The sequence below is a fragment of the Tildeniella sp. genome, assembly GCF_059505325.1.
This window is the reverse complement of sequence record NZ_JCACKI010000023.1, coordinates 44,549-66,685: the sequence shown is the minus strand read 5'-3', so window position 1 is coordinate 66,685 and position 22,137 is coordinate 44,549. Positions and strand designations below refer to the sequence as shown.

The window sequence follows — 22,137 nt, the reverse complement described above, 5'->3', positions numbered from 1 at the left end:
ACTGTCGCTGTAGCCTATGCGGAAGCTTCTGACATTCTTGAGTATATTGCTAGGGTTGAGTCTGCTCTTTTGGCTCTTATCTTTTGTCTCTCAGCATGGTTATGCCTTGAGAGGAGGGAAGTATACTGTCCTCCTCGTTTGTATCGCCACCGTGGTTAGTTTAGTTTGGGCATCAAAGCAGCTTACTCGCTTCCCGCTGCGTTTCACACCTGAAACTGTCCTTCATACTCGGCTTCTTATTGGTCTGATTATTGGTCTAATCAGTCTATTTTTGCTGCTCAACAGTCCAATCATCATACTGGAACTAGTGATGGGCGATTTTACCGTCTTACACTGCACTAATACATATACCTCTCCTAGCGGTTTGAACTCAATTACGCTGCGGAATTTTGATGATTTGAACGACTCTCAAAGGGTTGACGCTTCTTTCAACTGGCTCATCTTCACTAAGGTGTTAGAGGTGGGAGATGATTACCATCCTGGACTGTTTTCTTGTGACGCAGGCGATAAACGGAATATCAGCGTTGTGTGGAGTGCGTTCGAGACTCAGGTTAATTGGCGGGCAACGAACTGGAGCCAGATCAATCGTAAGGGAACATTTAAGTTTTTTGACTTAAAACGAGTCACCCCCGTTGGACATTGATGGCGCTAGCGGCGTAGATTCTTTGAATCACCTCAAACACTCACTGTTAGGAAAGCGCGATCGCCCTACAAGGCTAACTGCTTTGCTCCCCGCAGAAAAAGGAGACTGCTGTAGAGGTGAAAGGCAGAGTCCCAGTAGCTATCTTCTTGCCGCGAGAGGTAAATGTGAGACTTTAAGCGAAGGAGCGGTACGGTAAAGTCTGCGGCAGTTTGGGCAAAGGGTGTGAACTGTGACCAGGCTTCAGCGTTTGGCGTTTGGTGTTTGAGTAATGCCATCAACTGATTCCAGTTTGTCCGAGTGGTGTTGCGATCGGGCGCGTCGATCGTAGCTTGAGCGCCAACGGTTAATCCTTCATCAAACTGATAGCTGCTGTCATGTAGGCGGAGAATGCAGCGTCGTCCTGGCAAATGCAAATCGCAGAAATGAGCGTAGTCTTGAATGTCCGCTTTGCGTTCGAGTCGATTGCGGTAGCCCAAGTCGAGCACTTGTTCAAAAATTGGTAGCATCCCTTCGACTCGCTGCGTCACTTCTGACCAGTCGAAGCTGAGAAACCCCACCTGGTCATGCATGTTCTGGCAAACTACTGTTGCCTTGGGCGCGGCTGCTTGAAACGAGTTCACACGAAAGATCTGAATTGCCTGAAGCTCCGGTTGCGAAGCCCAAACGTTTGGCACACCTGCCTGTTGCAATTCCTGACTGTAGACTTGCAGTTCGCCCGCTAAGCCCACACGATATAAGCGCCAGCCTCGATTAGGAATCAGCAGCCTTGCTGTATAAGCATCTAGCTTCATCACACGGGCGAAGTTCTGAACGACAGTGGCACGATCGCCGTCCGCAACCGCTTCGAGCACCAAAAAACCGGGTGCGTTGTTGTTTGGTTCGGCAGTTGCCTGGGCAATCGCCTGCTGGCGGCGATCGCGCTGCAATGCTTCTACCCGCTGTATACCCTGACGCACTTGAGTAACCAGCTTTGCATTCGTTGTGTCGCGCAGTAGTTGACGATAGATGGTTGTAGCCGCGTCAAGCTGACCAGACACTTCCTGCAATCGCCCTGAGTAAAACTGTGCCCACAGGTTTTGTGGCGACTGTGCCAACAATGCCGAAACCAGTTGAGCAGCCGTTCGGTAATCCTGACGTGCAAAAGCAGCGGCGATTTCGTCAAGCATGGGAGGAGAGGGGAGAGGGGTAAGGAGTAAGGGGTAGGGGAGTTTTGAGCTTGGTTTGTCTCTTACCAAATCATGTCGTCGGTATGAGCCAATCTGCCCATTCACTACCCCATTATTGTTCCATTGCTGTTTCACAAACCTACCACCGCACTTCACACCTCGCACTTCACTCCTCACTCCTCACTCCTTCCCAAACAGCGGCAACCAGTGATAAAGCAACCAACGGAGCCGTGACGGCGCGGAGAATACGAGTGCCAAGAGAGACGGTTTGGTAGCCTGCGGCGATCGCCCGCTCGATTTCAGCATCAGTCCAACCGCCTTCGGGACCGATCGCAATGACGATCGAAGCGCTGACTGAATCAGGGATTGATAAGCGGAGGCGATCGAGTAAGTGGTAGTGTGCCCCACGTGCAACGCAAAGGTATTTTTGCAGACGTGCATCAGTCTGCTGACGGTCGCTCTCCTGCTGAAGGTGTTCAGTGAAGGAGATGGGTTCGGCAATCCGGGGTACGCACAACCGTTCAGATTGTTCGGCAGCTTCGTTGGTGATGCGCTGCCAGCGTTCCACCTTTTGGGTGCTGGGATGAAGGAGGGTGCGATCGCTCATCACGGGTAGAATCTGGTCAACCCCCAACTCGGTTGCCTGACGCACTACATCATCAAAACCATTTCCTTTAGGCAGCGCTGCCACCAATGTGACGCGGATCGGTAGCTCTGTATGAGTGGTGATTGACTCTACAATCTCTGCCTGCATCCGTGGCTCGGAGGTCTGCACCAGTCTTGCTAACCATGCGCGTCCCAGTCCATCCATCGCAATGAAGCGATCGCCCTCAGCTAACCGCAATACGCGCTTGAGGTAATGCTGCTGCGATGGGGCTAAAACAAGCTGTCCGTTCTGAAGTTGCTCAGGCTTGACCACCAGGCGTTGTAACTGCACGAATTGCTTGAGGCTCATCTAAGCGTACTTTCTATCACTTTAAGCTAGCGGAGATGGCTTATGAACAAGCTTTTCTCTAATCGCTGACCGCTGACCGCTGACTGCTAAGAGCTAATACTTGTATGGCTTCTCACAATTCATTTAGGAGCGCTCTATATATGTGTTGCCTCGGTACAGCACCAGATCAAAGCAGCGATCGCTTACCCGAAACTTATTACTGCTTCAAGACTTCTAAGCGTTTCTTCATCATCTCTTTAAAAAAGGTGATCAAGCAAGCACGTTACTTTAAGATTTCCTCACTTTCCTCATAACGCCATACTTAAAGAATGCCATAGAATAAAGTTGTGAAGCGCAACTCGCTCTACTCTTGAAACGTCACCCGATCAGGTAATTTGCTGAGCATCACTTCCTTGAGATGAGCACTGTTCTTGGATCTCTAGATTTTGTTTGAGCATCTATCATTGGTTCCGGCACACGCCACGCAAGGGTTTTGAACCTTACGTGCCAGGTTGAAGAAGAGAAAAGTCAATGATGGTAATGCCTCCGTTTCTGAGTGAGTACGCCTTTGCTGGCTGTATTAACGCCAGCGCTTTAAGGGCTTCAGCGGTATGAGAGATGAAACTCTAGACCGACAGCACGACTTGATTGAACATGTTGGCGGTCGCGACATTTTGACGCAGCTGAACAGTGGTCAGTTGTTAGTAGTCAATAGTCGCAGGCGCAATGGCTTGATTATCTACAAGCGGTTTCATGCTGAGTTCGCTGGACCTGGTGCCGCAGTGGGCAGCTTCTTTGACGTTGATTGTCAGCGTGCTGTTCCAGTGGGTGACCTTTCTCTCGTCTGTCCAGAAAATCAAGAGGAGCGCCAAAAAGCCTACCTGATTCGGCGGCAGTGGATTCGTTTAACTCAACAGTTAACCGACAACCCTGTACCATTGCAGCGAGCGCAAATGATTTTGAACCAATTTGAGAACTATTTTGGTGCCGAGATGGTCGCGCAGTTGCCAGATGAGGCGTTTGCCTTGCTGGTCGGTGTGTTGCCACAAACAGTCCGAATGATGCGGCGTAATCCTGATAATCTTGAGTTGAGACTCAAATTCTAGCTCTTGCGATGCTGCTATCAATACCCGCTCAAGCCAATACTCTTCCAAGACAGAGAGAGTTAAATGCTACAGAACAAAGGTCTAAGCTCTTGTTAGGCATAATATCCCCTATGTAATTACTTTCTGTAAAAACTTCAATGTCTAAACTAAGCCGGAATACAGCAGTGGCAATCCTAGTGATTATTGGTATGATTACAGCTTCTCCAGTCATCACTGCATTCAATTCAAATGGAATTACATCTTTATACAATATTGCCCTTGAAGATGATGCCGTCTTGCTGCTAGTAAGGCATCGCCAAGCCATGCTAGGGGTGCTTGGTGCTGCCTTAGTTTATGGAGCATTCTTCTATCATCTACGAATGATGGTTATTATTGCTGCTGTAGTCAGCAAACTTGCTTTTATTGGATTATGTATAACTACACCAGATTTAACGCAGGGAATTCAACGGATCATTTACTTTGATGCAGTGTCGATAGTTCTTTTGCTTATTGCTGCTGTTATATTTCGGCGCTCCCCTTCTGTGTGAGACCAACTTTTAGACAATCTGTGCTGCCAAATACTCAATAGAGATTTGTCAACAAAGCCATGCCTAATAACCGCGTGCACCGGACTGACCGAGATACTTTCTGCTTCGTTCGAGTCCCTTACAGCCGGTGACGCTAGCCGTTCTGTAGCGTTCTCACGCTGGATAAATACGTAGCCGACGATTCGGCTCGTCTCCAAAGCTCCGTGATTTGAGGTGATAGTGTTCCACCAGCTCATGCTGCATTTTACGCACGATGGGAGAACGCGGTAGAAGCTCTACTGGTTGTCCTTTCGGAATGACAATCTGCTCAACTGCAAGTCTGGCTTCCTCAAGCGCTTCAATTTCGTCGTCACTGCCGCTACCGGAGAACAGGTTGAGATCGGCAATCTCAGGTGTGCCAGAGTCGTCTATATCCAGCATTCGCCGCAACCCGTGAGCAATTTGGGGAATCGTACTGGCTTTGATGGTGTGGATCGGTACCTGGCGGGCTTTGGCGATGTGACGTAGCTTAGAGTGATTTTTGACGTGCGATCGCAGCGCTAAAACAGCATCGGCGTGATCAATATCTTTCGTCAGAATGACAGGCAAGCTGAGCGTACGAATGACCTGATCAAGCTGATGACGGCTCACTGCATACGGATAAACATGCAGGACATCCTCACCGTTGGGACCCATGCGCTGCCCACCGTCACTGAATGCCGCTTCTGAATCGCCGTCTAAAATCTCATGCAAAAGAGCAGCATTACCGCCACCAAACCCACCTTGTAGGGATTCATCTAACAGTTGTTCAAACTGCTGCTCATCGGGCGATAAGTCTAACTGAGTGGGAGCTGATAATGGACGCATCTGCCCAGACGATCGCCAACCACGACTCTGAACGCCGCCTAACCGCCCAGAGCTAACAAATGTAGAGCGATCGCTGAGATCCGTTTGGCTTCCCAGAGGACTAATGGCGCTACGTGCTGGTGATACGCCGCGAGCTGTACGTCGTTGTCCCGTTTGTGCCTCTGATTCCGTACTCGACAGCTCATGAGTAATGATCACCTTGCCAGCTTCGCTAAGCGCTCTCACCTGAGGATTGGGCTGGCGACCGCGCAGCAAACTGTCAACGGTTTCAGCCACCTGCTCGTGAATCACCCAACGCTGACGCTCCAGCATTTCTACCGCAATATCAAACGTGGGTGGCGCTTTGCGTTCCAGCACACTTTTTTGACTACCGCGTCGGCGTGCCTCTTCGTCTCCCAATGTAACGGACTGAATGCCGCCAATGAGGTCTGAAAGTGTCGGGTTCTTGATCAGGTTCTCCAGGCGATTGCCGTGAGCAGTGCCCACTAATTGCACACCGCGTTCCGCGATCGTGCGCGCTGCCATCGCTTCCAACTCAGTGCCAATTTCGTCAATGACGATGACTTCGGGCATGTGGTTTTCCACCGCCTCAATCATGACCTGATGCTGAAGTTCTGGACGGGCGACCTGCATACGGCGCGCACGACCGATCGCGGGATGTGGCACATCGCCATCACCAGCAATTTCGTTAGACGTATCGATAATGACAACACGCTTTTCAAGTTCATCCGCCAGCACGCGGGCAATCTCTCTCAGGGCTGTGGTTTTGCCAACGCCTGGGCGACCGAGCATCAGAATTGATCGCCCACTTTCAACCAGATCGCGGATCATGCCGATCGTGCCAAAAATCGCGCGACCAACGCGGCAGGTTAAGCCAATCACTTCGCCCCGACGATTACGAATGGCGCTGATACGATGGAGTGTCCGTTCGATGCCAGCCCGGTTATCGCCACCAAAATCACCGACTTTGGTAATACATTCGTTGAGATCTGCCTGCGAAACCAGTGACTCAGAAAGATATTCTGCCTGACCAGGAAACCGTGCTTCTGGACGGCGACCAATGTCCAGGACAACTTCAACTAGCATATCCTTCTGAGGATGCTGCTCTAGTCGCAGTCGAATCGCATCCGGCAAAATTTCTAGCAGCTTCGTCAAATCGTCTGTAATTTGCATGCCTGCGTGGTGAGAGGTATTAGCGTTAGAGAGAACTTCGGCAGCGCTGGCGATCGCTTCGTGACGATCGTCCAATGGAGGTAGCGACTGCTCCAAATCACCGCCATTGTGCCTATCAGAAGAATCAATACCGTTAGGGTTTACCATTTGCTCGATAAGGGAAGAACAAGCGCAACGGACAAGGGGTAGATGGCGATCAAAACACGCGGTTAAAGATTTAAGCGCGTTCGTTGACTGCTGTTAAAGGCTTTTAGTTGAGAAACAAGGGTGCGCGCAAGCGTCACTGCCTGCCAAAGCAAATCAGGTACGTCTTCCAGCCCAAGCGCTTGCGATCGTTGGGTTGTCTGCCTTTGCCCAGTCATTGCTTGCTGACTCGCTGCTGCCGAAGTCAACACGGATGGCAGGGTTGTATCAACTGATCGCTCATGGTCGCTCCTTTCTAGACCGATCGCGTCTAGCTGATTGAGGAGGGGAGTCAGTAACGTACGAGCGTAGCTACCATAAGCAACACCTGCAATGTAAGCAGGTGAGTGGACATCAAAAGAGGTGTCAGATTTTTTGGTATCAACGGAATCTAACATTGACGCATTAAGCAGGCTCGGATGCAGTAACCCCAGTGCTTTCAGCTTGGGCACTGTATGGCGATTTGTACCCCCTGCCAACTGGATGTAGCCCGGTAAACCAGCCGTTAATACTTTTTGACCCAGCCTGACTGCTGCCCTCGTTGTACCGATACCAAGATCCCCACTCATTGGGCGACCATCCATTTGCCACACTAGAGGGCAAGGGAGCGGTGAAACGATGTCATACAGCGCCCGCAAGTAGTCAAGCAACCCGTCTCCATCAGGGCAGCTAATCGCCACTAGCTTTAGGTTGCAGAGCCACGGCGCGATCACCTGCCAAAGTCGTCGAAACTCTGCTAAACGTCCAATCTGTGTATGGATCTCAAGCGCATCCACGCCAGCCTGCAAGACAAGCGGTGCAATCGCCGCTGGTGTAGAGACATAAGAACGGGTTGAAATCTGTTGCACCGGGCATACAGGCAAACAGCGACCGCACCCATAGCACCGATCGCTCAGCACACCCGATCGCACACCACCCGCAGGAGAAACGCTGATCGGCGCACGTCCTCGTGGTATGCGGCTAGACGTTAACCCACTGTCAGCCACTGATAGCGGTGCTTCAAAGACGATCGCCTGTGCTGGACAGATCAGCTCACACGGGCGCATACAGTCGGGCGGGCAGGTAGTCGGATCAAATTCAGCTTTACGAAAATGAGGATCTTCACTGTCGTTTAAGCTGATCATGAGCCAGGGTGTGCCCTGCGCGTACGATCGTTCCTGGTCATCAGAGTCAGCCAGGGCAGAAGCAAGCTTGAGCGCTGCTTTCGCAGTCGAAACGACGGCTGGGTCAGCAGCGACATCAATACAGTCCGCCCCGGCGAGCGCATAGGCTAGTGCCAGATTTCGGATCGATGGGAGGTGTTGGAAACTGGCTCCGCAAATGAGTTTGAACCAGTGACCTTCCCTCAGAGATCGCAAAGGGTAGTACAGATCAGTCACCCCTACATCCTAGTGCCCCATTGACAAAATTACGAGGCATCCACAGAACTCTTTTCGCAAACGGGCGTGGCTCCAGCAGAACACACAAGCATGGCTCTAAGCAGAAACCAATGCCTGTGTGAGCGGTGTCCAACGGAAGGCGCGATCGCCCCCCAATTCGACCACGATCTTCAGCTTTGGCTCAACGGTCGGTAAAGCTGCCAAATACTCAAGCTCTTGGTTCGATAAAATGGAGCCCTCTATGATCCACAGCAGCAACCCTTTAGATTTTGCAGGCAGTTGCTCAAGCTGATAGCTCACGAGTGGTGGAATAAAGTAAGTGTAGCCAACCGCCGCTCCCGTGCTCGTGCTCTTCTTGCCTAGATGGGGCGGACGGACACCGTGTACACCCGTCAGGTAGGCAGCCAAATCGCCTAGTCCACGCGCTGTGATGCTGAGTGATACATAGCCTGCCGTCCGAATCCGTCGCCTGTAGCGTCCTTCAAACCCACCTTCCAGCGGAACATACACACCCAAAGCGCCCAAGGTTTCTAAATCACGAATGAGCTGCCTGCCAGTCGTAAGTAGTGCCATCGATCTTTCACTCCATCTCTTTAAGATTGCACTGACGCTATCGGAGTACCTACAAGTCTGTTGAACTCGCCCGTTTGGGGAGCGATCGCCTTCCGGCTGTTGAGAGAAGGATACTTACAGTGTTCCAATCTCAGTCTTACTATAAAGCTCAATGCTCTTATTGGTTGGTTTGCAGCTAAAAAAGCAGGACGATCGCCAGCGCAGCGAAAAACTTCTTCAAACTACTAGACAGACTAGGGAAGTTTGTCTTATATTAGATGACTGCTGCTGAATTTATGTCGAAGGGCATCCAGGCTAAAGTCTGAATCTGCAAACAGCAGCGTTCTAGACTTGCCGGAAATTTACTTCTGCTTCCAAGGATACTGAGTGGCTTGCTGCTCAAGTCCTAGCAGAAATAGTTATTAGATGTAGCGTTTATCAGATTGCGCCGACCTCCAGAGCTGAGCGGGTGGTTCGTTAGACTTCAGTGTGCTTCTGCTTTCTAGCCTTGCTAGGTTTTGCAGGCTGTAGCTTTGTCTGGCGCTTTCAACCCTCATGCTCTGGCGATCGACCTTGAAGTTCTTTGGGACTCCAAAAAGCAGGGATGCGCTTGTGTAATGTATCGAAATGGAGTCTAGTCACCGTGTCTGTTGGTATCCTCGGCACAAAACTCGGTATGACCCAGGTGTTTGATGAGACTGGAAAAGCAATTCCTGTCACCGTCATTCAGGCTGGTCCATGCACTGTCACGCAAGTGAAAACAGCCCAAACAGACGGCTACTTTGCTGTCCAGGTTGGATACGGTGACGTGTCTCAAAAAGCGTTGACGAGACCAGAGTTAGGTCATCTTGCAAAGTCAGGAGCATCTCCTGTACGGCATTTGCACGAATATCGTCTCGACACCTCTGGCGACTTTGAACTGGGTCAACAACTCAAAGCCGATGCTTTTGAAGTTGGGCAAATCGTTGATGTGATTGGTACCAGCATTGGTCGTGGCTTTGCGGGCTACCAGAAACGGCACAACTTTAGACGCGGTCCGATGGCGCACGGTTCTAAGAACCACCGCGCACCCGGTTCTACTGGAGCAGGCACCACGCCTGGTCGCGTTTATCCCGGCAAGCGGATGGCAGGACGCTTGGGCGGTGGTCGAGTAACCGTTCGAAAGTTAACAGTCGTACGAGTCGATGTCGATCGGAACCTATTGCTGATTAAGGGTGCAGTTCCAGGAAAACCTGGCGCGTTGCTTAATATCGTCCCCGCTACATTGGTTGGTCGCCAGTAGGAGTCGTTCCTTTGGAATGCATCACTACGCTGAACGAGAGACAAGGTAAAACTATGGTTGATTGCGTCGTTAAAGATTGGCAAGGTCAGGAGGCAGGTACCGCTTCTCTAGACCTAAAAGTGGCAAGTGAGGGAAATGCGGCTCACATCGTCCATCGTGCGTTGACTCGCCAATTAGCAAATGCACGTCAGGGAACTGCTTCTACGAAAACTCGCGCTGAAGTCCGTGGTGGTGGACGCAAGCCTTGGAGACAAAAGGGTACAGGTCGTGCTCGTGCAGGCTCAAATCGATCGCCCCTTTGGCGCGGCGGTGGCGTGATCTTTGGTCCTAAGCCAAGAGATTACACCGTCAAGATGAACCGCAAAGAGCGGCGGTTAGCCCTTCGCACAGCGTTACAAAGTCGGCTTGAGGCTCTGGTGGTGGTGCAAGATTTTGCTGACAACCTGCCTCGCCCGAAAACCAAAGAAGTGGTAAAAGCGTTGGCAGGTTGGGGCGTTGAGCCGAGGGCAAAAGTCCTGCTCATTGTTGCCGAGCGGAATGAAAATGTCTACTTGTCAGCTCGTAACATTGACAACCTACGAATGATTTCCGCTAGCAATTTGAACGTGTTTGACTTGCTTGCAGCTGATCACATTGTCGCCACGGCATCCGCTCTTACAAAAATTCAGGAGGTCTACGGTGACTAACTACAACGCTGGTGCTCTTGCTGACCTGGTGCGCCGCCCGATCGTGACTGAGAAAGCGACGCTCCTGTTGGAAAACAATCAGTACACGTTTGAGGTCGATCCCAGAGCGAAAAAGCCGGAAATAAAGGCGGCGATCGAGACTCTGTTTGAGGTCAAAGTGGTGAACGTTAGCACCCAAAACCCTCCTCGCAAAGCGCGTCGCGTCGGTAAATTTGCGGGTCATCGTCCGCACTACAAACGTGCAGTGGTCACGCTAGCAGTTGGAGACTCCATCACACTTTTCCCCGAAGTCTGATGTACTGACCCTCCTGCTGTCTGACGTTCGCCATGCCAAATTTTGACCCGAAACTGCAAAAATCCCCAAGAGCTTAACGTATGGGCATCCGTATTTATCGACCAATGACCCCCGGTACTCGTACCCGCACGGTCTCCGCTTTCTCTGAAGTCACTAAGAGTGAACCAGAAAAGTCTCTAACACACTCAAAGCACCGTCCCAAAGGGCGCAATAACCGGGGTGTGATTACGTGCCGTCATCGGGGTGGTGGGCACAAGCGCCTTTATCGGGTTATTGATTTCAAGCGTGATAAGCACAATATTCCCGCTAAGGTCGTTGCGATCGAGTACGACCCCAACCGGAACGCACGCATTGCACTGCTTTTTTATCAGGATGGCGAGAAGCGTTACATCCTTCACCCAGCTAACCTGCCAGTCGGCACAATCATTCGCTCTGGACCGGATTCGCCCTTTGAAGTGGGCAATGCTATGCCGTTAGGCAACGTGCCGCTCGGTACACTGGTGCACAATGTTGAACTGGTGCCCGGTAAAGGTGGACAAATTGTGCGTGCAGCAGGCGCAAGCGCACAGGTCGCGGCGAAAGAAGGCAACTTTGTCACGCTGAAGCTGCCCTCCGGTGAAGTGCGTTTGATTCGTCGCGAATGTTACGCCACGATCGGCTCTGTGGGTAACGCTGACATTCGCAACACCAGCTTTGGTAAAGCGGGTCGCAAGCGCTGGAAAGGTCGCCGCCCCCAAGTGAGAGGCAGCGTGATGAACCCAGTCGATCACCCACACGGTGGTGGTGAGGGTCGTGCACCGATCGGTCGATCGGGTCCGGTAACACCTTGGGGTAAGCCAACCCTGGGCTACAAAACTCGGAAGAAGAAGAAGCTGAGCAACGCATTGATCGTGCGTCGCCGTCGGAAATCTTCCAAGCGAGGCAGAGGCGGTCGGGATTCATAAATGACTGAGGGGAAATAGAACTATGGGTCGTTCATTAAAAAAAGGTCCGTTCGTTGCTGACCACCTGCTGAGCAAGATTGAGGCACTAAATGTCAAAGGTGATAAGCAGGTCATCAAAACCTGGTCTCGTGCGTCCACTATTTTGCCTCAGATGATTGGTCATACCATCGCTGTGCATAACGGGCGACAACACGTCCCCGTCTATGTCACCGAACAGATGGTCGGGCACAAGTTAGGGGAATTTGCTCCTACTCGGACGTTTCGCAGTCACGCGGGTGGCGACAAAAAAGCACGTCGATGACGTTAGGCGATTGGGAAAATGGGCGATTGGTTAATCGCTGCTGCTAAAGGAAAAATGTATGGCTATTGACACTACCACTGAAGTTAAAGCGATCGCTCGTTACGTTCGCATGTCTCCTCACAAAGTCAGGCGTGTGCTTGATCAGATTCGCGGGCGTTCGTACCGAGAAGCGCTCATTATCTTGGAGTTCATGCCGTATCGTGCCTGTGAGCCTGTGCTTAAAGTACTGCGATCGGCAGCCGCCAACGCTGAGCACAATCAAGGCTTGAATCGAGCAGAATTGTTAGTCAATCAAGCTTTTGCTGACCAAGGACCTTCGCTAAAGCGCTTCCGACCGAGAGCGCAAGGACGTGCCTACCAGATTCGGAAGCCTACATGCCACATTACGATCACAGTGGCTCCTGGCACAGCGGCTGAATAAGTTGAGCAGGCTTGACGACGCAGCGCTGATTAGCGACACGCAACCATCATTGACACCTACTGCTTTTATTAGAGGACGCATTCGTGGGACAGAAAATTCATCCAACTGGTTTCCGCCTGGGGATCACCCAAGAGCACCGCTCCTGCTGGTTTGGTGACCATAAGCGTTACCCCGAACTGCTGCAAGAAGATTACAAAATTCGTCGGTTTATCGAGAAGAATCTCAGCAGCGCAGGAATCTCAGAAGTGCGAATCGAACGTAAAGCCGATCAAATCGATCTGGAAGTGCGAACGGCTCGCCCCGGCGTTGTGGTGGGTCGAGGTGGTGCTGGCATTGAATCGCTGCGCGTTAGCTTGCAAGAAGTTCTAGGTGGGGGCGATCGCCAAATTCGGATCAACGTCGTGGAAGTGGCGCGGGTTGATGCCGATGCTGCGCTGATTGGTGAATACATCGCTCAGCAGCTAGAACGACGGGTGTCGTTTCGTCGTGTGGTGCGTCAAGCGATTCAGCGCGCTCAACGGGCGGGCATCGAAGGCATCAAAGTGCAAGTAAGTGGTCGCCTTAACGGGGCAGAAATTGCCCGTCCTGAATGGACGCGTGAAGGTAGAGTGCCCCTGCATACCCTCAGGGCTGATATTGATTACGCTTACTGCACTGCTCAAACGATCTACGGCACTCTAGGCATTAAAGTCTGGATCTTTAAAGGCGAAATTATCCCTGGGCAAGAGCAAGAGCCTGCTCCCACCAACAATCAGCCGCGCCGTCGTCAACAGCGTCGCCGTCAACAGTTTGAAGATCGATCGAATGAAGGATAAAGGATGACGGATGAGGGACCAACAATCTCTCAAATCCCTGATTCCTGACTCCGGACTCCTGAATTCCCAAGGTATTGAGTCATGTTAAGTCCAAGAAGAACAAAATTTCGGAAACAGCAGCGCGGACGGATGAGTGGTCTGGCAACCCGTGGTAACGAGCTTAACTTTGGTGAGTTTGGCTTACAGGCGCAAGAGCCTTCCTGGATTACAGCCCGCCAGATTGAAGCAAGCCGTCGTGCCATGACCCGCTACATCCGGCGGGGCGGCAAAATCTGGATTCGGATCTTTCCCGATAAGCCCATCACCATGCGACCCGCTGAAACTCGGATGGGTTCTGGTAAGGGTGCTCCCGAATTTTGGGTGGCAGTGGTTAAACCCGGTCGCATTATGTTTGAAATTACTGGCGTGCCTGAGGCAACGGCAAGAGAAGCGATGCGTCTTGCCTCATTCAAGTTGCCGATCAAAACCAAGTTCATCACCCGTCAAACGGAGGAGTCCTAAATCATGCCTCTTCCCAAAATTAGTGAAGTCCGCGATTTGAGTGATCAAGAGCTAACGGAACAGATTGTAGCCACGAAACGCCAATTGTTTGAGCTGCGTTTTCAGAAAGGTACTCGACAGTTAGAGAAGTCTCACCGCTTTAAACACACCCGCCACCGTTTAGCGCAACTGCTAACGCTTGAGAACGAACGGAAGCTTACTTCAAAGGATGAAGGCTAAAGGCTAAGGGCTAAAAACGGTTGGGGATCATCAGCGATCCGCTGCTAATCAACTCCCCTCAAGAACGCTTTATCCTTCATCTTTTATCCTTTATCCTTTTTCCGGAGACATCCCATGGCAGTAAAAGAGAGAGTTGGCTTAGTCGTCAGCGACAAGATGGAAAAAACGATCGTGGTGGCAGTGGAAAGCCGTTCTGCTCATCCCAAATACGGCAAAATTGTGGCGCGAACTAAGCGCTATAAGGCACACGACGAAGAGAACAAATGCCATGTGGGCGATCGCGTCCGCATTCAGGAAACGAGACCGCTAAGTGCTACAAAGCGCTGGATCGTGACCGACGTTATTACTACAGCGGCTCAAGCATAGTCGGAGGAATCCATGATCCAACAAGAGTCTTACTTGAATGTGGCTGACAACAGCGGTGCACGTAAGCTGATGTGTATCCGTGTCATTGGTGGCGGTAATCGCCGCTATGGCGGTGTTGGTGACATTATTATTGCGGTCGTCAAAGATGCGATCCCCAATATGGCAGTCAAAAAATCTGACGTGGTGCGTGCTGTAATTGTGCGAACTCGTAAGGGTCTCCGTCGCGACAGCGGCATGAGCATTCGTTTTGACGACAACGCTGCCGTATTAATTAATAACGATGGGAATCCCAGGGGCACACGGGTGTTCGGTCCGGTTGCCCGTGAGCTACGCGATAAAAACTTTACTAAAATTGTCTCCCTCGCGCCGGAGGTACTGTAATGGCACACGTTAAATCAACTGCAATCCGCCACAAGCTGCACGTCAAAAAGGGCGACACCGTTCAAATTATTGCTGGCAGCGATAAAGGCAAAGTAGGCGAAGTACTGCAAACACTGCCTAAAACGAGCAAAGTGGTTGTTAAGGGTGTCAATATTCGCACCAAGCACGTTAAACCTCAGCAGGAAGGCGAATCTGGACAGATCGTTACCAGCGAAGCGCCAATCCATAGCTCCAATGTGATGCTTTACTCTGAGAAACAAAAAGTTGCCAGCCGCGTTTGTTACACCGTTGATGCTGACGGTCGCAAAGTACGGATGCTCAAGAAGACTGGCGAAACTATCGACTAGGTAAGGTTGTTAGCAATTAGTTGCTAGTTGTTGGTCAGAATAAAGCCCTTTAGTCCAGGCTTTACCCACTTACAACTTACGTCTCAATACCTCACAACCAAGAGCCAACGACTAAAAACTGTTTATTTCCCTGACCCAGCCCAGGGGCGCTGAAGGAACGACGACTATGGCAGAACGACTCAAGACTCATTATCAAGAAAAGATTGTTCCAAAGCTGATGGAACAGTTTAGCTACGCCAACATTCACCAGGTTCCCAAAGTGATCAAGGTGACTGTGAATCGAGGGATGGGTGAAGCCGCTCAAAATGCAAAGGCACTAGAAGCATCATTGGCTGAAATCAGCTTAATCACGGGGCAAAAGCCCGTTGTTACACGAGCCAAAAAGGCGATCGCTGGTTTCAAGATTCGTCAGGGTATGCCCGTTGGCATCATGGTGACGCTTCGGTCGGGACGCATGTACGCTTTTCTTGATCGTCTCATCAACCTCACTCTGCCACGGATTCGAGATTTTCGCGGGATCAGCCCCAAAAGCTTTGACGGACGGGGAAATTACACATTGGGCTTGCGCGAACAGCTCATTTTTCCAGAAGTTGAATACGACAGCGTTGACCAGGTACGTGGGATGGACATTTCAATCATTACCACTGCAAACACCGATGAGGAGGGTCGCGCCTTGCTGAAAGAACTGGGCATGCCCTTCCGGGATAACTAAGGCAGCTTTATCAAGGGAAAACTATGGCGGCACACGACACTATTTCAGACATGCTGACGCGGATTCGGAATGCGAACCTGGCACGTCACCAAACAACCGAGGTTCCATCAACCAAGATGACCCGCAGTATTGCCAAGGTTTTGAAGGATGAAGGCTTCATTGCCGACTTTGCCGAAGCAGGCGAGGGCATTAAGCAAAATTTGGTCATCGCGCTGAAGTATAGAGGCAAAACGAAGCGACCCATCATCACAACCCTGCGACGCGTTAGCAAACCAGGCTTTCGGGTTTACTCCAACCGACGGGAATTGCCACGAGTATTGGGTGGGATTGGTATTGCCATCATCTCTACCTCAAGTGGGATTATGACCGATCGCGAAGCACGTCGAACTGGGTTAGGTGGCGAAGTGCTTTGCTACATCTGGTAAGCCAGTGGTCACTCTTTGGCGCTTAGTTTTTAGATCACTAAACAGCTAATCACTGTTTCAAGTAGGAGTAGTCAGTTATGTCTCGTATCGGCAAGCGCCCCATTGATATTCCCGGTAAAGTGACTATAGACATTGATGGGCAGTCTGTCACAGTGAAGGGACCGAAAGGTGAGCTTTCTAGAGTCTTACCCGGTGAAGTTGCGATCGTCCAGGAAGGAGAAACCCTCCTCGTCACTCGTCAAGACGAATCCCGTGCAGCGCGGCAGCGTCATGGTCTCTGCCGTACCCTCGTTGCCAATATGGTCGAAGGAGTCTCACAAGGGTTTCAGCGCCGTCTTGAGATTCAAGGCGTTGGCTACCGTGCCCAGGTTCAGGGTCGGAATTTAATCCTAAACGTCGGCTACAGCAAACCTGTTGAGCTAGAGCCTCCGGCTGGTATCCAGGTGGCTGTAGAAGGCAACACTAATGTGGTTGTGAGCGGCATTGATAAAGAAATCGTCGGCAACACGGCAGCTCGGATTCGCGCTGTACGTCCGCCAGAACCTTATAAAGGCAAGGGTATTCGCTATGCCGGTGAAGCGGTAAGACGCAAAGTTGGTAAGGCAGGGAAGAAGTAATCATGAAATTAACTCGTAAAGAATCAACACGTCGTCGTCATAGTCGGGTGCGTCGTCGCGTCATTGGAACCTCAGAGCGACCTCGTTTAGCGGTTTTTCGCTCAAATCACCACATTTATGCTCAAGTAATCGATGACACGCAGCATCATACGCTGGCAGCGGCTTCTACGCTTGATCCAGATCTGAAGGTCGCTTTGGACTCTGGGTCAAACTGTGATGCTTCGATCGAAGTCGGAAAGCTGGTTGCCCAACGAACCTTAGCAAAGGGTATCAAGCAGGTTGTCTTCGATCGCGGCGGCAGCCTCTACCATGGTCGCGTCAAGGCATTAGCTGATGCCGCTCGTGAAGCTGGACTCGTTTTCTAACGATTGTTAGCTGTTAGCAACTAGCTGTCAGCAACTAACAACTAATGTCTAGCAATTAACAACTTGGAGTAGATATGGCAAAGGGTCGTAAAAGTCCGAAGAGTCGGGAAAAAGAAACAGATTGGCAAGAGCGAGTGGTTCAAATCCGTCGCGTTACCAAGGTCGTTAAAGGCGGTAAAAAGCTTAGCTTTCGAGCGATCGTCGTTATTGGTAATGAGAAGGGTCAAGTCGGCGTTGGCGTAGGCAAAGCTAGTGATGTCATTGGGGCTGTCAAAAAGGGAGTTGCCGACGGTAAGAAACATCTGGTTGATGTACCGCTCACCAAGTCCAATTCCATTCCTCATCCTGCTAATGGTACTGGCGGTGGTGCCAAGATCATGATGCGCCCAGCAGCGCCTGGTACAGGTGTAATTGCCGGGGGAGCCGTTCGCACAGTCTTGGAGCTTGCAGGCGTTCGCAACGTTCTGGCAAAACAGCTCGGTTCTGGCAACCCTCTGAACAATGCAAGAGCCACTGTTAACGCGCTTGAAACGCTACGCACGTTTGCTGATGTGGCTGAAGAGCGTGGCATTCCTATCGAGAACCTCTACGCCTGAGTAGCGGTTAGTTTTTAGCTTTAGCAGTTAGATGCTGAACTTAATACCTAAAAACTAACAACCAATCACTAGCAACTGGATAAGACTATGAGACTGGATGACATTGCACCACAAGATGGTTCCAAAAAACGCTCTCGGCGAGTTGGTCGGGGGATAGCGGCTGGTCAAGGGGCAAGCTGTGGCTTTGGTATGCGGGGGCAGAAATCGCGATCGGGTCGTCCAACTCGTCCTGGCTTTGAAGGTGGTCAGATGCCGCTTTACCGTCGCCTACCAAAGTTGAAGCACTTTCCACTCATTAATCGCACAAGTTACACCATCATTAATGTTGGTGCATTGTCTTCGCTGGCTGCGAGTACGGAAGTAACGCTCACATCACTTCTTGAGGCGGGTATTGTGACTAGCGATGACGGTCCTCTGAAACTCCTTGGTGATGGCGAGGTAACAGTGCCATTGACGGTTCACGCAGCTGCTTTTAGTGCGTCTGCTCGCGCTAAGATTGAAGCAGCTAAAGGGACTTGTGAATTGCTTGGCGCTGGCTCAGTCGCTATGTAGTACTGGGTTCCGTTCGTTTTCATGGCTGGCTACTTTGCTGTCAGTATTGGCAATGGCTTGAACGAACAGGCAAAACAGCCCACAGACTTCTGCAACTGAACGACGTACACGTAGAGGAACTGCTCCATGGATAGTGGTCGAGATAGAACGCCAAGTGCTCAGGAAACATTCGCCCAGATGGCGCAGGCTGCTGGTTTACGAGGTCGTATCCTCCTTACCATCGGCATGCTGATTTTGATTCGTTTGGGGATGTTTTTGCCGCTGCCAGGGATTGACCGAGCGGCGTTTAGTCAAAGTATTCAAAACAGCCCCCTCATTGGGTTCTTGGATGTATTCTCAGGTGGCGGTATTGCTGCGCTGGGGATCTTTGCTCTAGGCATTCTGCCCTATATCAATGCGTCTATTATTCTTCAGCTATTAACGTCTGCGCTTCCGGCACTTGAGAACTTACAGAAGAATGAAGGTGAAGCGGGTCGTCGCAAAATTTCGCAGATCACCCGCTATGTCTCTCTAGGGTGGGCGATCGTTCAAAGTATTGGTATTGCCGTCTGGGTTCGTCCCTATGCTGAAGGTTGGGGACCTTTGTTCATCACGCAAACGGTTCTAGCGTTGACAGCAGGTTCCATGTTCGTGATGTGGGTCGGCGAACTGATCACTGAGCGGGGCATTGGCAACGGCGCATCCTTACTTATTTTCGTCAATATCGTTTCTAGCTTACCGACTTCTGTTGGTCAAACTTTGGAACTGGCGCAGAGCGGCGATCGCAACGTGGTCAGTGGTGTTGTGATGCTGCTCGTTGTGTTTCTAGTGATGATTGTCGGCATTGTCTTCGTCCAGGAAGGAAACCGTCGCATTCCAATCATTTCAGCTCGTCGCCAAGTCGGACGACGCACCTACATGGAGCGTAACAGCTACTTGCCACTACGACTGAACCAGGGGGGGGTCATGCCAATCATTTTTGCCTCCGCAGTGCTGGTTCTACCCATAACACTGGCTCAGTTTACAAAAAACGATCTCGCGATACAGGTGGCTAACTATCTCAGCCCCAATGGCAACGCTCCGTGGGTTCACGCAGCACTCTACCTGCTCTTAATCCTCTTTTTTAGCTACTTTTATGCGTCTCTGGTCGTCAACCCTGTAGATATGTCTCAAAATCTGAAGAAGATGGGAGCCAGCATTCCAGGTATTCGTCCAGGCAAAGCGACGAGTGATTATATTGGGCGTGTCTTAAATCGCCTCACGTTTCTAGGTGCTATCTTTCTGGGTCTGGTGGCGATTGTGCCTACCGCTGTGGAGGGCGCTACCAACGTGAGGACGTTTCAAGGTATTGGGGCAACGTCCTTGCTGATTCTCGTGGGTGTGGCGATCGACACGGCAAAACAAGTTCAAACTTATGTCATCTCCCAACGCTATGAAGGGATGGTGAAACAATAGTGGCACGTCTTATTTTTCTCGGTGCTCCTGGAGCGGGTAAGGGAACCCAGGCAAAAGCACTAGCAGCCTGGGGGCAGATTCCGCATATTTCCACTGGCGAGATTTTGCGAGGGGCAGTGTCTCAGCAAACGACCCTAGGGCTAAAAGCTCAGTCATATATGGATCAAGGCAATCTTGTACCCGACCAGCTCGTCATTGCCTTAATCAAAGAGCGCTTGAGTCAACCGGATGCTGAAAAAGGTTGGATCTTGGATGGTTTTCCTCGTAACGAGGCTCAGGCAGCGTTTCTAGATCAGCTGCTGGTTGAAATCGATCAAGACTACAGTTATGCCGTTAATTTAGAGGTTCCTGATGATGTACTCGTACAGCGAATGTTGGGGCGTGGACGGCAGGATGATACTGAAGCAGTGATTCGACGGCGTTTACAGGTCTATCACGAGCAAACCGCTCCCTTGATCGACTTTTATCAGATTCGACACAAGCTAATGTCGATCGATGGCAATATCCCACCAGAGACAGTTACAGATAAACTTAAAAGTCTTCTTTAACGATCGTTATTATGCGCGTCGCGTTTAAGGAGAAGCCGAATCGCTCTAACCAGTACCAGCTCAATGATTAGAAAATCGTTCAAGCCTATCGATACTAAGCGGAATGCTTACAGCCCACTGTCATGTCAGACCTCATAAGCGGAGGTTTCATCACTCGTACTCTAGATACGCTGTGTTCAGAACAAATGTTTTAGACTCAAAGAAGGAATGAGCACAAAACTAGCCTCATCCCTAAGATGCGATAGTCGTTGATTTAAAGGAGACCAAATTGTCAAAACAAGATCTGATTGAGATGGAGGGAACGGTGACTGAGTCACTACCAAACGCTATGTTTCGAGTCAAGCTAGACAATGAGTTCAATGTTTTAGCTCACATCTCTGGCAAGATTCGACGTAATTACATCAAAATCTTACCCGGCGATCGAGTCAAGGTAGAATTGACCCCCTACGATTTAACTAAAGGTCGCATCACCTATCGGTTACGCAACAAAAAATAGATGCGCTCTCAAAGCTATACGTCCTTGTCAAGATCATTGAGATGGCTCAAAGCATTTCAAGAAGAGTTTGACAATTTCTACTAAAGCTTGATATGATAATATGTTTGTAACAGTGGCGAGATGAGGCATGAAAGTTAGGGCATCGGTTCGTAAGATCTGTGAGAAATGTCGCGTTATTCGTCGTCGTGGCAGGGTTATGGTGATTTGCCCAAACCCGAAGCATAAGCAGCGTCAAGGATAAGCAGTATTTTTTCGCGCTGCTAGCTGATAGACAAGGCAATGCTGGCAGGTAATGGGTGAGATTTTAGCAGTAGAAGACTGGGAGAGAAAAGCGTGGCACGGATTGCCGGAGTAGACTTACCTCGTGATAAGAGGATCGAGATTGGTCTGACCTATATTTACGGAATCGGACTTACCCGTTCTAAAGACGTTTTGAAAGCAACTGGTGTCAACCCAGATATCCGCGTTAAGGATCTGAGTGACGCTGATGTTTCGTTGCTGCGCGAAGAAGTTGAGGAGAACTACCAAATTGAGGGTGACTTGAGGCGACTCGAATCGATGAACATCAAGCGATTGATGGATATCGGTACGTACCGCGGTCGTCGTCATCGCCTAGGTCTTCCTGTTCGCGGTCAACGAACTCGCACTAACGCTCGTACTCGGCGCGGTGGTCGTCGCACTGTCGCTGGTAAGAAAAAGGCACCTAGTAAGAAGTAGTCGCCTTCAGTGGTTTTACATTCAAAGAAGTGGCTTTGCATGGTCTGCAAGTGTATGTCTCGATCATATCGGCAATCGATTTGCCAGTACTGACTTTCATTGCACGTTTAGCCAACTAAGTTAACACCCAATTAGAGAACCGATCATGGCGCGACAACCAGCTCGAAAAACCGGAGCACGTAAGCAGAAGAAAAATGTACCAAGTGGTGTAGCTTACATTCAATCTACCTTTAACAACACGATCGTGACGATCTCAGACACCAATGGTGAGGTCATTTCATGGGCATCTGCTGGCTCAAGTGGCTTTAAAGGTGCTAAGAAGGGAACTCCTTTTGCAGCGCAGACTGCTGCCGAGAGCGCTGCGCGCAGAGCCTCAGATCAAGGTATGCGTCAACTTGAAGTAATGGTAAGTGGTCCGGGTGCTGGTAGAGAAACGGCAATCCGTGCCCTTCAAGGCTCTGGATTAGAGATTACATTGATCCGCGATGTAACACCTATTCCACACAACGGATGTCGTCCTCCAAAGCGTCGCCGCGTTTAAGCGGAGCTGGCTCAATGCGGATAGTTCAGGACCGCTTGAGAATCGTGACGTTAGAAAACGGCTCTAC

At 50.7% G+C, this 22,137-nt stretch carries 32 protein-coding genes; 27 read left to right on the top strand and 5 right to left on the bottom strand.

Annotated elements, in window-relative coordinates; all coding sequences use genetic code 11:
* The first annotated feature begins 310 nt into the window (after positions 1-310).
* Positions 311-643 (top strand): hypothetical protein, encoded by a 333-nt coding sequence (locus AC5JO6_RS09890; RefSeq protein WP_496080891.1) that lies wholly within the window; start codon positions 311-313, stop codon positions 641-643.
* A gap of 65 nt (positions 644-708) precedes the next feature.
* On the opposite strand, the gene AC5JO6_RS09885 is transcribed toward AC5JO6_RS09890, so the two are convergent.
* Together AC5JO6_RS09885 and AC5JO6_RS09880 are read right to left on the bottom strand one after the other, a co-directional pair.
* Positions 709-1,809 (bottom strand): tetratricopeptide repeat protein, encoded by a 1,101-nt coding sequence (locus AC5JO6_RS09885; RefSeq protein ID WP_496080890.1) that lies wholly within the window; start codon positions 1,807-1,809, stop codon positions 709-711.
* A 166-nt stretch (positions 1,810-1,975) separates the two neighbouring features.
* Positions 1,976-2,764, bottom strand: a complete 789-nt coding sequence (locus AC5JO6_RS09880) for a 16S rRNA (uracil(1498)-N(3))-methyltransferase (protein WP_496080889.1) — start codon at positions 2,762-2,764, stop codon at positions 1,976-1,978.
* Between the two features lie 590 nt (positions 2,765-3,354).
* Between AC5JO6_RS09880 and AC5JO6_RS09875 the strand changes: the two genes are divergently transcribed.
* A complete protein-coding gene (locus AC5JO6_RS09875) occupies positions 3,355-3,849 on the top strand; it encodes a hypothetical protein (RefSeq protein ID WP_496080888.1) in 495 nt (164 codons plus the stop codon).
* Positions 3,850-3,986: 137 nt separating this feature from the next.
* Complete coding sequence (locus tag AC5JO6_RS09870; RefSeq protein ID WP_496080887.1) at positions 3,987-4,376, top strand: hypothetical protein; 390 nt, start codon at positions 3,987-3,989, stop codon at positions 4,374-4,376.
* 153 nt (positions 4,377-4,529) lie between these two features.
* Here the strand turns inward: AC5JO6_RS09870 and AC5JO6_RS09865 are convergent, their stop codons facing one another.
* The 3 genes from AC5JO6_RS09865 to AC5JO6_RS09855 all read right to left on the bottom strand — a co-directional run bounded on the left by AC5JO6_RS09865 (position 4,530) and on the right by AC5JO6_RS09855 (position 8,530).
* Entirely contained in the window at positions 4,530-6,395 is a 1,866-nt protein-coding gene (locus tag AC5JO6_RS09865) for a R3H domain-containing nucleic acid-binding protein (protein ID WP_496080903.1), read from the bottom strand.
* 209 nt (positions 6,396-6,604) lie between these two features.
* Complete coding sequence (gene ldpA / locus AC5JO6_RS09860) at positions 6,605-7,957, bottom strand: circadian clock protein LdpA (protein ID WP_496080886.1); 1,353 nt, start codon at positions 7,955-7,957, stop codon at positions 6,605-6,607.
* Between the two features lie 96 nt (positions 7,958-8,053).
* Positions 8,054-8,530, bottom strand: a complete 477-nt coding sequence (locus AC5JO6_RS09855) for an NAD(P)H-quinone oxidoreductase subunit N (RefSeq protein WP_496080885.1) — start codon at positions 8,528-8,530, stop codon at positions 8,054-8,056.
* Positions 8,531-9,152: 622 nt separating this feature from the next.
* On the opposite strand from AC5JO6_RS09855, the gene rplC reads away from it, so the two are divergent.
* From rplC to rpsK, 24 genes are all read left to right on the top strand, one after another.
* Positions 9,153-9,791, top strand: coding sequence for a 50S ribosomal protein L3 (rplC, locus tag AC5JO6_RS09850; protein WP_496080884.1), 639 nt, complete (start codon positions 9,153-9,155; stop codon positions 9,789-9,791).
* A 53-nt stretch (positions 9,792-9,844) separates the two neighbouring features.
* On the top strand, positions 9,845-10,477 hold the full coding sequence (gene rplD, locus AC5JO6_RS09845) for a 50S ribosomal protein L4 (protein ID WP_496080883.1): 633 nt from the start codon (positions 9,845-9,847) through the stop codon (positions 10,475-10,477).
* A complete protein-coding gene (locus tag AC5JO6_RS09840; protein WP_496080882.1) occupies positions 10,470-10,772 on the top strand; it encodes a 50S ribosomal protein L23 in 303 nt (100 codons plus the stop codon). The genes rplD and AC5JO6_RS09840 overlap by 8 nt, the downstream gene beginning before the upstream one ends.
* An 80-nt stretch (positions 10,773-10,852) precedes the next feature.
* Positions 10,853-11,716 carry a 50S ribosomal protein L2 gene (gene rplB, locus AC5JO6_RS09835; protein ID WP_496080881.1) on the top strand — a complete coding sequence of 288 codons (864 nt, stop codon included), beginning with the start codon at positions 10,853-10,855 and terminating at the stop codon, positions 11,714-11,716.
* Between the two features lie 22 nt (positions 11,717-11,738).
* Positions 11,739-12,017 carry a 30S ribosomal protein S19 gene (gene rpsS, locus AC5JO6_RS09830; RefSeq protein WP_496080880.1) on the top strand — a complete coding sequence of 93 codons (279 nt, stop codon included), beginning with the start codon at positions 11,739-11,741 and terminating at the stop codon, positions 12,015-12,017.
* A gap of 58 nt (positions 12,018-12,075) precedes the next feature.
* Complete coding sequence (rplV, locus tag AC5JO6_RS09825) at positions 12,076-12,438, top strand: 50S ribosomal protein L22 (protein WP_496080879.1); 363 nt, start codon at positions 12,076-12,078, stop codon at positions 12,436-12,438.
* 83 nt (positions 12,439-12,521) lie between these two features.
* Positions 12,522-13,253 carry a 30S ribosomal protein S3 gene (gene rpsC / locus AC5JO6_RS09820; RefSeq protein WP_496080878.1) on the top strand — a complete coding sequence of 244 codons (732 nt, stop codon included), beginning with the start codon at positions 12,522-12,524 and terminating at the stop codon, positions 13,251-13,253.
* 81 nt (positions 13,254-13,334) lie between these two features.
* Complete coding sequence (rplP, locus tag AC5JO6_RS09815; protein ID WP_496080877.1) at positions 13,335-13,754, top strand: 50S ribosomal protein L16; 420 nt, start codon at positions 13,335-13,337, stop codon at positions 13,752-13,754.
* 3 nt (positions 13,755-13,757) lie between these two features.
* Complete coding sequence (gene rpmC, locus AC5JO6_RS09810) at positions 13,758-13,973, top strand: 50S ribosomal protein L29 (protein WP_496080876.1); 216 nt, start codon at positions 13,758-13,760, stop codon at positions 13,971-13,973.
* Between the two features lie 114 nt (positions 13,974-14,087).
* A complete protein-coding gene (gene rpsQ, locus AC5JO6_RS09805; RefSeq protein ID WP_106256529.1) occupies positions 14,088-14,339 on the top strand; it encodes a 30S ribosomal protein S17 in 252 nt (83 codons plus the stop codon).
* A 12-nt stretch (positions 14,340-14,351) separates the two neighbouring features.
* Positions 14,352-14,720 (top strand): 50S ribosomal protein L14, encoded by a 369-nt coding sequence (rplN, locus tag AC5JO6_RS09800; protein WP_106256528.1) that lies wholly within the window; start codon positions 14,352-14,354, stop codon positions 14,718-14,720.
* Complete coding sequence (rplX, locus tag AC5JO6_RS09795; protein ID WP_496080875.1) at positions 14,720-15,067, top strand: 50S ribosomal protein L24; 348 nt, start codon at positions 14,720-14,722, stop codon at positions 15,065-15,067. The genes rplN and rplX overlap by 1 nt, the downstream gene beginning before the upstream one ends.
* Positions 15,068-15,233: 166 nt before the next feature.
* Positions 15,234-15,779 (top strand): 50S ribosomal protein L5, encoded by a 546-nt coding sequence (gene rplE, locus AC5JO6_RS09790; RefSeq protein ID WP_496080874.1) that lies wholly within the window; start codon positions 15,234-15,236, stop codon positions 15,777-15,779.
* 23 nt (positions 15,780-15,802) lie between these two features.
* Positions 15,803-16,204 (top strand): 30S ribosomal protein S8, encoded by a 402-nt coding sequence (gene rpsH / locus AC5JO6_RS09785; protein ID WP_496080873.1) that lies wholly within the window; start codon positions 15,803-15,805, stop codon positions 16,202-16,204.
* Between the two features lie 77 nt (positions 16,205-16,281).
* Positions 16,282-16,821, top strand: coding sequence for a 50S ribosomal protein L6 (gene rplF, locus AC5JO6_RS09780; RefSeq protein WP_496080872.1), 540 nt, complete (start codon positions 16,282-16,284; stop codon positions 16,819-16,821).
* Positions 16,822-16,823: 2 nt separating this feature from the next.
* The gene (rplR, locus tag AC5JO6_RS09775) at positions 16,824-17,186 is read left to right on the top strand and encodes a 50S ribosomal protein L18 (protein ID WP_496080871.1); all 363 of its coding nucleotides are present in this window, start codon (positions 16,824-16,826) and stop codon (positions 17,184-17,186) included.
* Positions 17,187-17,260: 74 nt separating this feature from the next.
* The gene (gene rpsE / locus AC5JO6_RS09770; protein ID WP_496080870.1) at positions 17,261-17,782 is read left to right on the top strand and encodes a 30S ribosomal protein S5; all 522 of its coding nucleotides are present in this window, start codon (positions 17,261-17,263) and stop codon (positions 17,780-17,782) included.
* 87 nt (positions 17,783-17,869) lie between these two features.
* Entirely contained in the window at positions 17,870-18,334 is a 465-nt protein-coding gene (gene rplO, locus AC5JO6_RS09765; protein ID WP_496080869.1) for a 50S ribosomal protein L15, read from the top strand.
* Between the two features lie 126 nt (positions 18,335-18,460).
* Positions 18,461-19,768, top strand: coding sequence for a preprotein translocase subunit SecY (gene secY / locus AC5JO6_RS09760; RefSeq protein ID WP_496080868.1), 1,308 nt, complete (start codon positions 18,461-18,463; stop codon positions 19,766-19,768).
* The gene (locus tag AC5JO6_RS09755; RefSeq protein WP_496080867.1) at positions 19,768-20,316 is read left to right on the top strand and encodes an adenylate kinase; all 549 of its coding nucleotides are present in this window, start codon (positions 19,768-19,770) and stop codon (positions 20,314-20,316) included. The genes secY and AC5JO6_RS09755 overlap by 1 nt, the downstream gene beginning before the upstream one ends.
* A 268-nt stretch (positions 20,317-20,584) precedes the next feature.
* Positions 20,585-20,812 carry a translation initiation factor IF-1 gene (gene infA, locus AC5JO6_RS09750; protein ID WP_496070570.1) on the top strand — a complete coding sequence of 76 codons (228 nt, stop codon included), beginning with the start codon at positions 20,585-20,587 and terminating at the stop codon, positions 20,810-20,812.
* Between the two features lie 127 nt (positions 20,813-20,939).
* Positions 20,940-21,053 carry a 50S ribosomal protein L36 gene (gene rpmJ, locus AC5JO6_RS09745; RefSeq protein ID WP_071777214.1) on the top strand — a complete coding sequence of 38 codons (114 nt, stop codon included), beginning with the start codon at positions 20,940-20,942 and terminating at the stop codon, positions 21,051-21,053.
* Positions 21,054-21,145: 92 nt separating this feature from the next.
* Positions 21,146-21,529: a 30S ribosomal protein S13 gene (gene rpsM, locus AC5JO6_RS09740; protein ID WP_496080866.1), complete on the top strand. Its 384-nt coding sequence runs from the start codon at positions 21,146-21,148 to the stop codon at positions 21,527-21,529.
* 145 nt (positions 21,530-21,674) lie between these two features.
* A complete protein-coding gene (rpsK, locus tag AC5JO6_RS09735; protein ID WP_496080865.1) occupies positions 21,675-22,070 on the top strand; it encodes a 30S ribosomal protein S11 in 396 nt (131 codons plus the stop codon).
* Positions 22,071-22,137: the final 67 nt, after the last annotated feature.